At 73.6% G+C, this 15,264-nt stretch carries 15 protein-coding genes; 6 read left to right on the top strand and 9 right to left on the bottom strand.

The window, feature by feature from the left end:
- Positions 1-2: 2 nt before the first annotated feature.
- Positions 3-842, bottom strand: coding sequence for an SDR family oxidoreductase (locus ACFV8H_RS09350; RefSeq protein ID WP_380397880.1), 840 nt, complete (start codon positions 840-842; stop codon positions 3-5).
- Positions 843-955: 113 nt separating this feature from the next.
- Between ACFV8H_RS09350 and ACFV8H_RS09345 the strand changes: the two genes are divergently transcribed.
- Positions 956-1,414 (top strand): winged helix-turn-helix transcriptional regulator, encoded by a 459-nt coding sequence (locus ACFV8H_RS09345; RefSeq protein ID WP_380397879.1) that lies wholly within the window; start codon positions 956-958, stop codon positions 1,412-1,414.
- On the opposite strand, the gene ACFV8H_RS09340 is transcribed toward ACFV8H_RS09345, so the two are convergent.
- The 3 genes from ACFV8H_RS09340 to ACFV8H_RS09330 form a co-directional block, all read right to left on the bottom strand.
- The gene (locus ACFV8H_RS09340) at positions 1,390-2,100 is read right to left on the bottom strand and encodes a hypothetical protein (RefSeq protein ID WP_380397877.1); all 711 of its coding nucleotides are present in this window, start codon (positions 2,098-2,100) and stop codon (positions 1,390-1,392) included. The genes ACFV8H_RS09345 and ACFV8H_RS09340 overlap by 25 nt on opposite strands.
- Positions 2,101-2,274: 174 nt before the next feature.
- The gene (locus ACFV8H_RS09335; RefSeq protein ID WP_380397876.1) at positions 2,275-3,063 is read right to left on the bottom strand and encodes a hypothetical protein; all 789 of its coding nucleotides are present in this window, start codon (positions 3,061-3,063) and stop codon (positions 2,275-2,277) included.
- Positions 3,064-3,333: 270 nt separating this feature from the next.
- Entirely contained in the window at positions 3,334-5,427 is a 2,094-nt protein-coding gene (locus ACFV8H_RS09330; protein WP_380397874.1) for a glycogen debranching N-terminal domain-containing protein, read from the bottom strand.
- Between the two features lie 124 nt (positions 5,428-5,551).
- On the opposite strand from ACFV8H_RS09330, the gene ACFV8H_RS09325 reads away from it, so the two are divergent.
- From ACFV8H_RS09325 to ACFV8H_RS09310, 4 genes are all read left to right on the top strand, one after another.
- Entirely contained in the window at positions 5,552-6,586 is a 1,035-nt protein-coding gene (locus ACFV8H_RS09325) for a LacI family DNA-binding transcriptional regulator (RefSeq protein ID WP_380397872.1), read from the top strand.
- Between the two features lie 129 nt (positions 6,587-6,715).
- A complete protein-coding gene (locus ACFV8H_RS09320) occupies positions 6,716-7,969 on the top strand; it encodes an extracellular solute-binding protein (protein ID WP_380397870.1) in 1,254 nt (417 codons plus the stop codon).
- Positions 7,959-9,056 carry a carbohydrate ABC transporter permease gene (locus ACFV8H_RS09315; protein ID WP_380397868.1) on the top strand — a complete coding sequence of 366 codons (1,098 nt, stop codon included), beginning with the start codon at positions 7,959-7,961 and terminating at the stop codon, positions 9,054-9,056. Before ACFV8H_RS09320 ends, ACFV8H_RS09315 begins: the two co-directional genes overlap by 11 nt.
- Positions 9,043-9,939, top strand: coding sequence for a carbohydrate ABC transporter permease (locus ACFV8H_RS09310; protein ID WP_380397866.1), 897 nt, complete (start codon positions 9,043-9,045; stop codon positions 9,937-9,939). The genes ACFV8H_RS09315 and ACFV8H_RS09310 overlap by 14 nt, the downstream gene beginning before the upstream one ends.
- A gap of 156 nt (positions 9,940-10,095) precedes the next feature.
- Here the strand turns inward: ACFV8H_RS09310 and ACFV8H_RS09305 are convergent, their stop codons facing one another.
- Positions 10,096-10,254 (bottom strand): hypothetical protein, encoded by a 159-nt coding sequence (locus ACFV8H_RS09305; protein WP_380397864.1) that lies wholly within the window; start codon positions 10,252-10,254, stop codon positions 10,096-10,098.
- On the opposite strand from ACFV8H_RS09305, the gene ACFV8H_RS09300 reads away from it, so the two are divergent.
- Entirely contained in the window at positions 10,235-11,407 is a 1,173-nt protein-coding gene (locus tag ACFV8H_RS09300) for a hypothetical protein (RefSeq protein ID WP_380397862.1), read from the top strand. The genes ACFV8H_RS09305 and ACFV8H_RS09300 overlap by 20 nt on opposite strands.
- A gap of 121 nt (positions 11,408-11,528) precedes the next feature.
- Here ACFV8H_RS09300 and ACFV8H_RS09295 read toward each other — a convergent pair whose 3' ends face one another.
- The 4 genes from ACFV8H_RS09295 to ACFV8H_RS09280 form a co-directional block, all read right to left on the bottom strand.
- A complete protein-coding gene (locus ACFV8H_RS09295) occupies positions 11,529-13,352 on the bottom strand; it encodes a DUF1003 domain-containing protein (RefSeq protein WP_380397861.1) in 1,824 nt (607 codons plus the stop codon).
- 9 nt (positions 13,353-13,361) lie between these two features.
- On the bottom strand, positions 13,362-13,661 hold the full coding sequence (locus ACFV8H_RS09290; protein WP_380397859.1) for a hypothetical protein: 300 nt from the start codon (positions 13,659-13,661) through the stop codon (positions 13,362-13,364).
- Positions 13,662-13,729: 68 nt separating this feature from the next.
- A complete protein-coding gene (locus tag ACFV8H_RS09285; RefSeq protein ID WP_380397858.1) occupies positions 13,730-14,443 on the bottom strand; it encodes a hypothetical protein in 714 nt (237 codons plus the stop codon).
- A 70-nt stretch (positions 14,444-14,513) separates the two neighbouring features.
- The gene (locus ACFV8H_RS09280) at positions 14,514-15,242 is read right to left on the bottom strand and encodes a ribonuclease H (RefSeq protein WP_380397856.1); all 729 of its coding nucleotides are present in this window, start codon (positions 15,240-15,242) and stop codon (positions 14,514-14,516) included.
- Positions 15,243-15,264: the final 22 nt, after the last annotated feature.

Below are 15,264 nucleotides of genomic sequence, written 5' to 3'. Positions count from 1 at the left end.
CCTCAGCGGAACGCGGCGACGTTGCGCGCGGCCCAGTCCGCGAAGGACCGCGGCGGCCGACCGAGGACCCGCTCGACGTCCGGGCCGATCCGGGTCTCGGCCGGGCTGGGCGAGCCGAGGATGTCCAGGGTGTCGTCGGCCAGCTCCACCGGCATGGCCCGGGCCATGCCGGCCCTGGCCTCCTCCCGGCTGAGCTCGTGGAAGCGCACCGGCTCGCCCAGCGCGGCGGCCAGGGCCGCCGCCTGCCCGCGCGGGGTGATCACCTCCGGCCCGGTCAGCTCGTAGCGGCCGCCGCCGTGCCGCTCGTCCAGCAGACAGGCCGCCGCCACCTCGGCGATGTCGGCCGGATCGACGACCGGCACGCCGACGTCCCCGAAGGGCGCGGCGACCAGCCGGTCGGTGCGCACCGAGTCGGCCCACCAGAAGGCGTTGGAGGCGAAGCCGCCCGGCCGCAGGATGCTCCACTCCACGCCGGAGGCGCGCAGCTTGTCCTCCAGCGCGCGCAGCGCGATCCGGGTCCGGCCGAAGGGCCTGGTCACCACGCCTTGGCTGGAGAGCAGGACGATCCGCCGGACCCCGGCGCCCACCGCGTCGGCGACCAGGTCGGCCGGGCCGGCCCCGGCGCCGTGCAGGTCGCCGGAGAGCAGCAGGAACAGCGCCTCCGCCCCGGCCAGCACCGGCTTGAGGGCACCCGGCTCGGCGAGGTCGGCCGTCACGTGGCGGACGCCGTCCGGCACCGCCGCCGCCCGCCGCGACACCGCCGTCACCTCCCGGCCCGCCTCGGCCAGCGCCTGGGTCAACGGCCGGCCGATGTTCCCGGTGGCTCCGGTCACCACGATCATGTTCAGCTCCCACTACTCGTCTGTCCGTCCTGCTCGGAGGTCCCTCCGATGCCCTCAACCTAGGAGCAGCAACTTACTTTTGGTAAGGACATACCTTGAAGTAAGCTCCACACGTGAAGGAAGGCCCGCAGTACACAGCGGCCGCACCGGGGGGCCGGTATGACGTGTTTCACACCGACTGCCCCGCGCGCGACGTCGTCGACCACGTGACCAGCCGATGGGGGATCTGGGTGCTGATCTCCCTGCGGAACACCGACCTGCGCTTCTACGAACTGCGCGAGAGCATCCAGGGCATCAGCGAGAAGATGCTCACCCAGACCCTGCGCGCCCTGGTCCAGGACGGCCTGGTCCGGCGGGAGGTCGCACCGACCACACCGCCCCAGGTCAGCTACGGGCTCACCGGGTTCGGCCGCGAACTGGGCGAGCCGCTCAAGGAACTGTTCGACCGGATCACCCGGCGACTCCCCCCGCCCGGCGGCGTTTCAGCCCCCGACGGCGGTTCGGCGTCCGACAGCGGCTCGGCGCCCGACAGCGGCTCGTGGACGGCTCAGAGCCCGCTCGGCCAGTCGTAGCCGCTCGGCACCTTGACGGCGGCGTTCTCTGCGGCCGTGCCGTACACCAGGGCGATCTCGTCGTGGGCGTGCAGCACGATCGCCGCCGGGTCGCCGCCCACCGCCTTGCCGTCCACGTACGCGGTGAGCGCGTGGGTGGCGTCGGTGCGCAGCCCGCCCAGGTGGTCCGCGGAGGCGGAGACCTGCCACTCGGTCAGGAACTGGCCCAGGGTGAAGTCGGCGGTCACCGGCGACTCGATGTGGACGACCCCGCTGGTGTCGTGGGTGTGCAGCGGGCTGATCCGCTGGGCGCTCTCGTCGATGCCGACCAGCGCGGGGACGGTCACGGGCTGCCCGTCGGCGTAGACGTCCAGGTGGGTGTGGATGTGCAGGGCGGTGCCCTCCGCGCCGAGCACCGGCAGGCCGGCCGCCTTGACGGCCGCCGCGGCGTCGGCGGGCGCGTCCCAGGGCGGCGGGGTGGTCCGGCCCTCGGCGGTGGTCCGGGGCTGCGCCGGGACGCCCGACGGCGCGGAGCTGCCCTGGTTGTCGGCGATCACGACGGCGATCACGCCGACCACCGCGAGCACCACCAGGACGACCAGACCGCTCACCAGCCACCGCCTGGTCCGCGCGTGCCGGACCTCCGCGGCCCGGAGCGCGGCCACCCGGCCCTTGCGCCCGGACGGCTCCGGGCTCTGCGCTGACATCGGTGCGGGCCTCCTCGATCGAGGCTGCTGTCCCTCTCAGCCTCGCAGAGTCCGCCCGGGCGGGCGCGCCGAGCCGGCCCCGGGCACGGAGCTCGGCCTCGGAGCCCGCCGCGAAGGCCGCGGCCCCGGCTCCCCACAGGGGGAACCGGGGCCGCGGTCGGCACGGGCGCGCGGTCAGTGCTGGCCCGGGTAGCCCTGCTGGCCCGGGTACGGCACGTTCGGGACCTGCGGCGGGTACGGCTGGCCCTGCGGCGGCACCTGGGCGCCCGGCTGCGCCGGGTACGGCTGGGCCGGCGGGTAGGCCTGCGGCGGGTACGGCTGGCCGGGCTGCGCCGCCGGGTACGGCTGGTGCTGCGGCTGCTGCTGCGGCGGGTACGGCTGCGCCTGCGGCGCGCCGAAGCCCTGCTGCGGCTGCTGGTGCGGCGGCTGCTGCGGGATCATCTGCTGGCCGGGTGCGGCCTGGACGCCCATCGGGTACGCCGGCGGCGGGAAGCCCTGGTTCTGCGGCGTGTCGAAGGGCTGCGAGCTCGGGTCGATCGCCCCGGGCGGGAAGGCCGCGCTCAGCTGGTCCATCTCGGCCCGCCAGATGCGGTGGATGTTCAGGCGCACCGGGTTGGCGCTGCCCGGCATCTGGACGTACATCGAGCTCCAGATGCTCGCCCGCTTGACCCGGCTGACCGGGAAGGCCTGCCGCGGGAAGGCCGCGACCACGTCGCCGGGCCGGTTGTTCCAGCGGTTGGCCGAGTTGATCACCACGTGGCTGTTGGTGAGCGTCAGGAAGTAGTACCTGCGGGTCAGCACGATGATCAGGCCGACGAGCGGAATCTCACCGAGTGCGGCCGCGAGCCACGGGCTGGGCCCGCTCTCCGCGTGCACACAGGCGATGAAGGTCTCGCCGGGCGGCGCCACCTGCGACAGCTTCTCGATGACCTGGGCCTTCTGCTTGGCCCGGAGGAATGCCATGGTCTTCTGTACCTCTTACCCCGTCTTGTCCGCCGACTCGGTGCGGCGGGAAATCGGCTGAGGTTAGCAGGTGGTGATGACACCTCGGACACCAGTGCCCCCGGGGCGGCCGGGGCCCCGCCGGGCCGCTTCCCGGCGGGGTCAAGTCGGCACACGGAGCACCCGACGCCGGCCCGGGCGGCGGGCGTTCGACAAGGTCGGACGGCCGTCGGCGGGCTGACCGTCCGTCCGCCGGGCGACGCAGGACCTTCACAGGAACTCACGAAGTCCTCAGACCGTGATGACGGTGAACCCCTCCGGGGCGCGCAGCCGGACGGCGCCGGTGTGGTCGGTCTCCACCTCGATCGGCAGCCCGGCCACCGTCAGCCCGCGGATCCGCAGCGACTCGTACCCGGCCGGGACGCTGCCCCGTACCCACAGCCGGCGCCCCGGAGCGTCCGCGGCGAGCCCGAGCAGCGCCTGCAGCACCAGGACGGCGGAGGCCGCGGCCCAGGCCTGCGGGCGGCAGGAGGCGGGGTACGGCACGGGGCGGTGGTAGCGCTCGCGCGGGTGGCCGCCGTACAGCTCGGGCAGCCGGTGGTCGAAGGCCGCGGCGGCGCGCAGCAGTCCGGCGGCCAGCGGCGCGGCGTCCTCGGGCCGGCCGGCCCGGGCCAGTCCGTGAACGGCGACGGCGGTGTCGTGCGGCCAGACCGAACCGGTGTGGTAGCCCAGCGGGTTGAAGCCGGCGGTGGCGGCGTCCAGGGTGCGCAGGCCGAAGCCGCTGTCCAGGCCGGGGGCGGTGAGGCGCCGCGCGACCAGCGCGCTCTCCTCGGCCGAGAGCAGGCCGGTGCCGAGCAGGTGGCCGAGGTTGGAGGCGACCGAGTCGACCGGCCGCTTGTCGCGGTCGAGGGCGACCACCGGGTGGCGGCCGTGCTCGTCCTCGGCCCAGAACCGGTCGCGGAAGCGCTCGCGCAGCCGCTCGGCCCACTGCCGCCAGCGCTCGGCGCCGGGGCGGCCGAAGGCCTCCAGCAGGTCGGCGGACTTGACGGCGGCCTCGTGGGCGTAGGCCTGGACCTCGCTGAGGGCGATCGGGGCGGCGGCGATCCGGCCGTCGCGGAACCGGATGCCGTCCGAGGAGTCCTTCCAGCCCTGGTTGGAGAGGCCGCGGCCGGTGCTGTCGACGTACTCCAGGAAGCCGTCGCCGTCCGCGTCGGCGTACCGCTCCAGCCAGTCGAGGGCGGCCTCGGCGTGCGGGAGCAGGTCCTCGACCTCCTCGGCGGGCAGGCCCCAGCGCCAGGCGTCGTGCAGCAGCAGGAGCCAGAGCGGGGTGGCGTCGGCGGTGCCGTAGTAGCTGGGCGGCAGGTGGGAGCCGGTGTCGAGGTGCTGCTCGGCGCGGCGGACCTCGTGCAGGATCTTGCCGGGCTGCTCCTCGGTGGCCGGGTCGACGGCCCGGCCCTGACGGCGGGCCAGGGTGCGCAGGGTGCCGGCGGCGAGGTCGGTGCCGAGCGGGAGCATCATCCGGGCCGCCCAGAGCGAGTCGCGGCCGAACAGGGTGAGGAACCAGGGCGCTCCGGCGCCGAGGAAGGTGTCGGCGGGGCGCAGCGGGTCGGTGAGCAGCAGGCCGCGCAGGTCGTGGTGGGAGCGGGTGAGCCAGTGGGCGAGGTGGTGGTCGCGGCCGGTGATCTCGGGGGTGGACCAGGGGGTGGTGCGGGCGGCGGGGAAGAGGTCGCCGTCGCGGTGTTCGGCGGTGCACTCCAGGACGGCGTGCCAGCTCCGGCCGGGGGCGAGTTCGAGGTCGTAGCCGAGGGTGCCGGTGGCGGGGTCGAGGTGGTGGGGTGCGGGGGTGAGGGTGAGGGCGGCGGTGAGCGGGCCGTCCTGCCAGCGCAGGCCGTCGGCGCCGTGGGCGCGGGGCTCGATCGGGGTGCCGGTGCGGCCGGCCTTGACGGTGTCCATGGCGGCGAAGTCGCTCTCGGCGCGGATCTCCAGGCGCAGGCGGGCGGGGCGGGTGCCGGCGTTGTGGAGGGTGCAGTGCTCGACCAGGCGGCCGGGGTGGAGTTCGCGGCGGCGTTCCAGGGTGGTGGCGGGGTCGGCGGTCCGCTCGCCGAGGCCGCGCAGCACGGTGACGAAGGCGGTCCGCCCGTCCGGGAGTTCGGCGGTGGCGATCGGGGCCTCGGGGACGCCGGGGGCACCGATCTCCAGGCGGGAGAGGATGCGGCGGTCGCCGTGGTAGAAGCCGTCGGCGCCCTCGCCGATGCGGCCGTCGGGGCGGGCGGCGCAGAAGCTGGGGGCGGCCACGGAGAGCCGGGCGTCGTGCAGGAACGGCTGGAGGTCGGTCGCGGGCATGGTCTCCTCGTTCTCGGTGCGGGGCTTGACAGTTGCTTCCACCCGGGCGCAACCTTTCTGTCATTGGAGCGTTCCAAGACATTAACTCCCCTGGTGGGGTTGATGGAACCCCTGCTTGGAACGCTCCAAGCCAAGCCCTGTGGCGACAGAACCTAGGATCACCGTCATGCATGCACACTCATCGCCCAGGAGCGGGCCCGGGTCCGCGGTGACCCTCGAAATGGTCGCCGCCCGGGCCGGCGTGGGCCGTCAGACGGTGTCCAACGCGATCAACTCGCCCGAGCTGCTGCGCCCGCAGACGCTGGAGCGGGTCCGGCGCGCCATCGACGAACTCGGCTACCGCCCGCACCGGGCCGCCCAGGCGCTCAAGACCAGGGCCAGCCGGCTGATCGGCTACGGCATCCGCTCCAGCAGCACCGGCGTCCCGACCCCGGTCCTGGACCAGTTCCTGCACTCGCTCTCCGAGGCCGCCGACCGGGCCGGCTACCGGGTGGTGCTGTTCGCCGTCGCCCCCGGGGACGACGAACTCACCAGCTACCAGCAGCTGCTGGACGAACACGGCGCCGACGGCTTCGTGCTCAGCGGCACCGACCGCGGCGACCGCCGCCAGGGCTGGCTGCACGAACGCGGCGTCCCCTTCGTCGCCTTCGGCCGCACCTGGTCCGGCAAGGACGTCGGGGACTGGGTCGACGTGGACGGCGCCGCCGGCACCTCGGCGGCCGTCCGCCACCTGGCCGGGCTCGGCCACCGCCGGATCGGCTTCCTCGGCTGGCCCAAGGGCTCCGGGGTCGGCGACGACCGCGCCCGCGGCTGGCAGGGCACGATGCGCGAACTGGGCCTGTCCACCCGGGGCCGCCGGGTGGAGAGCCCGGACGACCCGGAGCGCGCCACCGAGGCCGCCGGGAAGCTGCTGGCCGGCGGCGCGACCGCCGTCGTCGCCGCCAGCGACACCCTCGCGCTGGGCTGGTACCAGGCCTTGCGCCGGGCCGGCCGCACCCCCGGCCCGGAGGCCGCCGTGATCGGCTTCGACGACTCCCCGATCGCCCCGCTGCTCTTCCCCTCGCTCTCCAGCCTCGCCCAGCCGCTCGACGCGGTCGGCCGGGTCTGCATGCAGTTGCTGCTGGAGCGCCTCGGCGACCGCGGGCGGCCCGTCGAACACGTGCTGCTGGAACCGGAGCTGGTGCTGCGCGACAGCGCGTAGCGCCCGCGCCGCGCCCTCCCCGCACCCCTCCCCCGGAACCCCTCCGCCGGAACCCGCCGCCGAGGCCCGCCCGAAGCACCCGTCCCCCGAAGGCCGTCCACCACCCACCACCCCCGCAAGGAGATCCGCATGGCCACCTCCCGCACCCTCGCCGCGGCCGCCGTCTGCACGGCCGTCGCCCTCGGCGCCGTCACCGGCTGCTCCTCCTCGGGCGGATTCGGCGACACGTCGGCCAAGCAGTCCTCCGGCACCGGCCAGAGCCTGACCGTCCTGATCGCCAGCTCCGGCGAGGCCGAGACCGCGGCGGTCAAGGCCGCCACCGCCGCCTGGGCGCAGCGGACCGGCAACACCGTCACCGTGCAGATCGCGAGCAACATCAACCAGCAGCTCGGCCAGGCCTTCGCCGGCGGCAACCCGCCGGACCTCTTCTACGTGAACTCCGACCAGTTCGCCAACTACGCCAAGGGCGGCTCGCTGTACGCCTACGGCGACCAGACAGCCGACGCCGCGGACTTCTCCGAGCAGCTGCGCAAGGCGTTCAGCCACGACGGCAAGCTGACCTGCCTGCCCAAGGACAGCTCCACCCTGGCCCTGGCCGTCAACACCACGCTGTGGCAGCAGGCCGGACTCACCGAGGCCGACTACCCCGCCACCTGGCAGCAACTCGCCGACGACGCCGCCAAGCTCACCAAGGACGGCGTGACCGGCCTGGTCACCGCCCCCGACTACCAGCGGCTGGGCGCCCTGTTCAAGCAGGCCGGCAGCTGGATCACCAACCCCGAGCAGACCGCGATGACCGCCGACGCCCCCGGCAACCGGCAGGCGCTGGAGTACGTCCAGGGCCTGTTGAAGGCCGGCTCCGCCAAGTACGTCGCCGAGGTGGACGCCGGCTGGGGCGGTGAGGCGCTCGGCAAGGGCAAGGCCGCGATGACGATCGAGGGCAACTGGCTCAAGGGCGCGATGGCCAAGGACTACCCGAACGTCCCGTACAAGGTGCTCCCGCTGCCCGCCGGGCCGGCCGGCCCCGGCACCCTGGCGTTCAGCAACTGCTGGGGCATCGCCGCCAAGAGCCGCCACCAGGCGGCCGGCGTCGACCTGGTCAGGCAGCTCACCTCCGGCGACCAGCAGTTGGAGTTCGCCAAGGCCTTCGGCGTGATGCCCTCGCGCACCAGCGCGCTCGCCGCCTACGCCGAGAAGTACCCGGAGTCCAAGGCCTGGGTGGACGGCGTCGCCCACGCCCAGCCGCCGGTCACCGTCCCCGGGTTCAACCAGGTGCTCACCCAGTTCAACACCGACCTCCAGTCGCTGCGGACGGCCGACCCGGCGACCGTCCTGGCCGCCCTCCAGCGCAACGGCGAGCAGGCCGTCAAGAATGCCCGCTGACCCCCGCCCCCGCGTCCGGCGCGGCCTCAACGGCCTGCGCGGCCTGCGCGGCCTGCGCGAGGGGGCCTGGGGCTGGCTGTTCACCGCCCCCATGGTCCTGGTCCTCGGCCTCTTCATGGTGCTGCCGATCGCGATGGCGCTGTGGGTGAGCCTGCTGCACTGGGACGGCCAGTCCAACCCCTTCGACGGCACCGCGGACTTCGTCGGCCTGGACAACTACCGCCGGCTGTTCACCGTGGACGGCCTGGACCGCGCCCTGTTCGCCACCTCGCTGCGCAACACCCTCTACTACGTGGTGCTGACGGTGCCGCTGCAGACCGTGCTGGCGCTGGCCCTGGCCCTCGCCGTCAACCAGCGGCTGCTGCGCGGCCGGGGCGCCCTGCGCACGGTGTTCTACTTCCCGTCCGTCACCAGCTCGATCGCCGTCTCGACGGTCTTCCTCTTCCTGTTCCAGGGCAGCGGCGCCGTCAACCGGATGCTGGGCTGGGTCGGCGTCGAGGGCCCCAACTGGTTCGCCGACCCGCGCGGGCTGGTCTGGCTGGTGCTGGGGTGGTTCGGCGTGGACCAGCCCGCGCCGACGGCCGGCGGCCCGCTCGGACTGGCCTGGTCGGAGTGGTTCGCCGGGCCCTCGGTCGCGATGTGCACCCTGATCCTGATGGCCGTCTGGACCACCTCCGGCACCTTCATGCTGATCTTCCTGGCCGCCCTCCAAGACGTCCCGCGCGAACTGGAGGAGGCCGCCGCCCTGGACGGCGCCGGCCGGCGCCAACTGCTGCGCCACGTCACCCTGCCCGCGCTGCGGCCGGTGCTGTTCCTGGTGCTGACGCTGGGGCTGATCTCCACCTGGCAGGTCTTCGACCAGGTGTACGTGATGGGCAAGGGCGCGCCCGGCAACACCACCCTCACCCCCGCCTACCTCTCCTACTCCTCCGGCTTCGACAACGCCGACTACGGGCAGGGCGCCGCCATCGCGTTCGTCCTGCTCGGCCTGGTCCTGCTGCTCACCGCCGTGCAGCGGTGGGCCCTGCGGGAGCGGGACGGCGCCCGGGGGCCCCGCCCGAAGGGAGTCCGCCGTGCGGCGCGCTGACCACGGGACGGGCCCGGAACGGCCCGTGCTCGCCCGCTTCCCCCGCCCGCTGCGCCTGCTCGGGTACGCCGCGCTGCTCGCCTTCGCGCTGCTCTACCTGCTGCCGTTCCTCCTGCAGTTCGCGAACAGCTTCAAGACCGACCCGGACGCGGCCGCCCACCCGATGACGCTGCTCCCGGACGGCGGCACCCTCGACTCCTACCGCCGGCTGTTCGGGCTCGCGCACGGCGTGGAGAACGTGCCGTTCCTCGGCTGGCTGGGCAACAGCGTGCTGGTGACCGTCCTGGTCACGGCCGGGCGGGTGCTGTTCGACTCGATGGCGGGCTACGCCCTGGCCAGGATCGCCTTCCCCGGCCGCCGGCTGCTGTACGGCTTCGTGCTGGCGGTGATGGCGGTGCCCGGTGTGGTGCTGCTGATCCCGAAGTTCCTGGTGCTCAAGAGCTTCGGGATGTTCGACACCTACGGCGGGATGGTGCTGCCGCTGCTGGTCGACGCTGCCGGGATCTTCATCATGCGGCAGTTCTTCGTCTCGGTGCCGCGCGAGATCGAGGAGGCGGCGCGGATCGACGGCGCCGGGACGTTCCGGATCTTCTGGTCGGTGGTGCTGCCGATGTCCCGGCCCTCGCTGATCACCCTCACCGTGCTCTCCTTCCAGGGCTCCTGGAACGAGTTCACCCACTTCCTGGTCTCCACCCAGTCCAGTGAGCACGACACCCTGACGACGGGTCTGGCGCACTTCGTCTCCGGCGGCCTCGGTTCCGGGACGCAGTACCCGCTCAAGCTGGCGGCGGCGCTGGTCTCCACCGTGCCGGTGGCGGTGCTGTTCTTCTGCTTCCAGCGCCATTTCGTCCGGGGCGCCAACTCCGGCTCGTCGAAGGGATGAAATCCGGCCAAAAGGTATCGATATCGGCCCGATCAGTTAAAGCCGGGGTCAAATAATCGCGTGCCTCCTTGCTGATAATGTGATCACCTGTGTATGCGCTGCGGCGTTCTTCACCGCAGGGGAGGGAATGGCCTGACCCGTTTCACTCAGGCCCCGTCAGACCAGGAGTTCCACCATCAACACCGCCATCCGCACGGCCGCCCGCGGTGCGCTGCCCGTCGCCGTCACCGCCTCCGTCCTCGCCACCGGCCTCACCGCCTGCGGCACCGCCGAGCAGCTCTCGGCCGGCCAGAAGGTGTCGAAGGCCTTCGGCAAGGTCGGTGACGGCAAGTCCGCCGGTTTCACGCTCTCCGTGGACGCCACCCCGGAGCAGATCGTCGCCTTCACCAAGGCCACCGGCGACGAGGCGATCGACGAGCAGAGCGCGAAGGGCCTGTCCGGCCTCTCGGTCTCCGTCGCGGTCGCGGCCGACAAGCCGCTCAAGGAGGTCGACGCCTTCAAGAACACCGGGGCGGGCGACCAGAAGAACCAGCAGGACATCACGCTCGACAAGTCGGTGCGGATCTCCTACCTGATCGCGGACAAGAAAGGCACCCCGCTCCTCGAGTACCGCCAGGTCGACGCCAAGGGCTTCCTGCACCTCGACATGAAGAGCGTGCTCAAGCTCACCGGCCAGGACCCGGCCGAGGTCGACACCGTCGCCAAGGACCTCTCCCCCGACATGGCCCCCGCCAAGAGCCTGCTGACCGGCAAGTGGGTCTCGCTCGACCTCCAGCAGCTCGCGGACGAGGCCAAGAAGGAGGACGGCGCCAAGGGCGGCAAGCCCGAGGCCGTGCCCTCGGTCGACCCGGCCGCCGGCAAGGAGCTCCTCAACTCGCTCAAGGACGTGTTCAACCGGACCGTCACCTTCGAGGACAAGGGCAAGAAGGACGGCACCGAGCACATCTGGATGAGCGCCCCGGCCCGCCAGGCCGTGGACGAGCTGTACAAGGCCGTCAAGCCGCTCTCCGCCAAGTTCCCGCAGCAGTTCAAGAAGTTCCCGACCGAGGCCCCGACCGACGTCCCGGACCGCAAGGTCGGCGTCGACCTGTACCTCAAGGACGGCGCGCTCAACTCGGCCACCTTCGACCTCGCGCAGCTGGAGAAGAAGGTCGACCCGGGCGTCAACTTCCCGGTGAAGCTCGCCTTCAACCAGGACGCGCCGAAGGTCGAGGCCCCGGCCGATGCCACCAGGATGACCAGCGAGGACCTGGTGAAGACCTTCCTCGTGCTGGCCTCCGGCGGCGAGGACCCGAGCGCCGAGGGCGACGCCACCGGCGTCCCGCCGTTCAACACCGAGGCCGCGCCGCTGACCGACGCCCAGCTCAAGTCGCTGGCCGCGCTCGGCGTTCCGGAGGCCCAGGCCAAGGCGTTCAACAAGATGGGCCTCGGCTTCGAGGACATCAAGGCCATGGCCGAGGAGAAGTGACCCGCTCCTGAGGGGCACCGTCCTGGCCGTCCCCACGGACGCCCCTGACGCGCACTCCTGACCAGCGCCTCCGACGTACCGACCGGCCGGCCGCTCCCGCGGTCGGCCGGTCGCGGTCCGTTCAGCCGCGCTTGCGCGGGCCCGTCCTGGCCCGAGGCCGAGCCGTCGCGGCCTCGGGCTCGCCCAGGCTCGCGGCCCGGACGGCCTCCATGGCGGCCACCTCGTTCGGCACCCGGGTACGGGCGCCCAGGCCGAGGATGCCGCCCTCCTCGTTGGCGTCCGCGACCACGGTCGCGATCTCCAACAGGAGCTCCCGGTACCCGGCGAGCTCGTCCGGCGCCCGCTCGGCCACGATCCGGGTGGCCTCCCGGATCGCCTCCAGCGCGGGCCCGCGGTACTCGGCGTAGCGGGTGTCGGGGCGCAGCCCGGTGTCGAAGGTCGACGCCGCCGCCAACTCCCGGACGAAGCGCCGCGGATGGGTGCTGCTCGCCTCGCGCAGCAGCTTGACGATCGCTATCACCTCCTCCGGGTCCGCGACGCCCTCGGCGAGCGCGACCAGGACGCCGGAGGCCATCAGGGCCCGGCCGAGGGTGGCCCACTCCTCGGGGGTGAAGTCCAACTCGCCCGCGCCGTCGACGACCCGGCCGATCCGGATCACCTGGAAGCCGACCTCGGCGAGCACGGCGGGGATCAGCCGCACCGACTCCACCGTCCGGCCCCGGGCCCGGTCCGACAGCTCCTCCCAGGGCAGGAACGCCACCCGGCCGTCCCGCTGGCCGGGGAGCAGCGCCTCCAGTTCGGCGCCCGTGCCGTAGCGGTGCTCGTGCTCGTGCTCCAGCCGGGCCAGCACCTCGGCCTCCTCCTCGGTGAAGTCCTCGAAGCCGCCGACGGCGTCCGGGGCGACCCGCTCGGAGGTGGGCACCATCAGGCAGCCGACCGCGGCGAGGCGCTCGCCGAGCTGGCGGGCCTGGCGCCGGTTGGCCGTCCGCAGTTCCTCGGGCAGGTCCTCCCAGGGCAGCAGGGCCGGGCGGCTGCCCGCCTCCTTGCCGTCCTCGACCGCCGCCGCCACCCGGCTGCGGTGGATGGCCCGGGCCAGCTGCCGGGTGACCTGGGCGTCGGTGTAGTCGGCCAGGCTCTCGATCACCCTCCCCTGCGCCTCCAGCCGGGCCTTCATCCGGCCGCACTCGTGCAGCACGGCCTCGGCGTCCAGCAGGGTCTGCTCGGCGCGGCGGTCGCCGACCTTGCCCAGCACGTCCTGCCCGACCATGATCACGATCATGAAGATCAGCTGGGCCAGGGTGGACAGGAAGCTCATGAAGGCGAACGGGTACGGGTCGAAGGTCTGCACCCCGAGCTGGGACAGGCCGATCCACAGCACCTGGGTCACGGCGGCGAGGTAGAACGCCCACATGCTGCCCAGCCGCCCGGTCAGCCAGGCGGCGATCCGCCCGTTGGCCCCGGCGACCTGGTCCAGGGCCTGCGGCGGCGGCTGCACCCGGTGCCGCTGGATCCACGGGTGCCCGCTGGTCTCCAGCAGGCTCACCCCGCGCCCGAGCGCCCGGTCGTGCCGGTCCAGGTGCGCCTGGAGGTCGGCGACCTTGGCGAAGATCGCCTCGGCGTTCTCGTAGGTCTGCACCGCCCGGCGGTCCGCGGCCTGGCCCAGCACCCGCTGGCCGACCAGGATCGCCAGGCAGAGCACCAGTTGGACGACGTTGTCCAGGAAGAGCAGGAAGCCGAAGGGGTAGGGGTCGATCGAGTGCAGCGGCCCCCAGGTCGCCAGCGCCATCCAGCCGGCGACCAGCACCAGGGTCACGTACAGGGCGGGCATCGAGCCCACGGCCCGGGTCAGCGCGGCCGCGATCGCGCCGTTCAGCCCGACCTGTTCGTCCGCCACCGTCACCGGCTGCTGCCGCGGCTGGTCGATCGCCGTACCGGCTTCCGTCACGCCCGCTCCTCACGGTCGAACTCCGGCGCCCGCCGCCGGTGTCGTGCCCATGATGGCAGCGGCCGGGGCGGCCGGAGGCTTTCCGGGGCAGGATCTTAACGCTCCGTCAACACCCTTCCGGCGCAGGCCGTGCAGCTCGACCCGGCCGTGGCGCAGGTGGTTGCGGTGGCCGTCGGCGAACTCCAGCCGCAGGCTGCGGTCCGCGGGGGCGTCCACCACGACGGCGCTCTCCACCGCGCCGTAGGAGGATTCGCGGTACACCCACACCCGGTCGCCGATGTGGAACTCCGAGGTCTCGGAGACGATCACCGCACTCACCTGCCCTTGCCTTCGCCGACGTGCCCACCAGGCTGTACGGAGCGCGGTGGGTCGGGTACTCAGCGGGCGCGCAGCTGCTTCGGGGCGGTGGGGGACGGCAGCGCGGTCGGCTGCCCGGCCCCGTCCACCGCGGTGCCGTCGGTGAAGCGGGAGCACTCGGCGCCCGCGCCGACGGTGAGGGTGCGGGCCACCGGGTCGTAGCGGAGCGAGGCGCCCTCGGCGAGGGCGCCCGGGCCGTCCGCGGGCGGTGCCAGGCTCAGGCTGGGGACGGGCGCGGACTCGTCCGCCGAGACGACCGTCCAGCCCTTGGCGGTCAGGGTCCGCCGGGCGCGCCCCAGGGCCTCCGTCCACTGGGGGGCGCCGACCCCGGCGAGGGTAAAGCGGGCGGCGAGCACGGCCGTGCGGGGCTGGTCGGCGCCGCCGTCGTTCATGCTCTCCAGGAGGTGTTCCAGGCCGCGGGCGTGGCAGACGCCCTGGACCTTGGCGGAGATCCCGTCGTCGCCGACCGGAACCGGGGCCAGTGCCACGGCGGGCGGCAGGGCGAGGGCGTCGTAGACGGCCTGGGTCCGGGCGTCCAGGTGCGCGGCGACGGCGGCCGGGTCGGCCACCGGGTACGGCTCCCCCGACCACACCCGCGGGGCCTCCTCCGCGACCGTCACGGCGCCGCGGTAGCCGACCGTGCCGAGCACCGCCGCTCCCGCGACCGTCGTCACCAGTGCCACCCGCACCGCCCTGCGGCCGCCCCGGCCGTCCGTCCCCGCGCGCTTCGTCATGATCACCATCGTGCCCGCCGGGCCGGGCCGCCGCCTGAGTACCCGTACTCAGACGGCGGGCCGGAGGTGCTCAGGCGTGGGCGGCGGCGCACTCCGGGTGGCCCCAGCTGCTGCCGACCTTGGTGATCTTGTCCCCCTTGGCGTACGGGCGGCTGCACGGGCAGGTGCCGGGGAAGCGGGCGTTCAGGGTGCGCGAGCCGCCGCCGGTGCGCTTGGCGGCTCCGGTACCGGAGCCGGTTCCGGCTCCACCGGAGGCGGAGGCGGAGGCGGTGCGCGGCTTCGCGGCCCGGGGCGCCTTGACCGCCGCGGCCGGGTCGGGCACCGGCAGGTCGGCGGCCGTCCCGGCGGCGGCCTGCTGGGTGCGGGCGGCGTCGCTGGCCGCCTTGTCGGCGATGGCGTTCAGCGGGTCGCCGTCCACCTGGTGGGCGGGGACGTAGACGAAGGTGACGTCCCGGCCCTCCAGCAGCTCGTCGATCCGCTGGATCAGCTCGCGGTTGGCCACCGGCTTGCCCGCCGCCGTCTTCCAGCCGTTGCGCTTCCAGCCCTTGAGCCACTTGGTGACCGAGTCGCGGGTGTAGGTGCTGTCGAGCCGGACCTCCAGCGGCACGGCCGGGTCGGTGGCGGACAGCAGCTGTTGAAGCGCCGTCAGCTCGCCGATGTTGTTGGTGCTGTGCCCGAGCGGCCCCGCCTCCCAACGCTGGGGCGCCCCGGCGGCGTCCGCGACCACGTAGGCCCAGGCCGCCGGGCCGGGGTTGCCCTTGGCTGCTCCGTCACACGCTGCAATGACTCGTTCGACCATGCCCCGATCATGCCTGGTCAGG

Source organism: Kitasatospora sp. NPDC059827 (assembly GCF_042731675.1).
Lineage (GTDB): Bacteria > Actinomycetota > Actinomycetes > Streptomycetales > Streptomycetaceae > Kitasatospora.
This window is presented reverse-complemented; position numbering and strand designations above follow the sequence as displayed.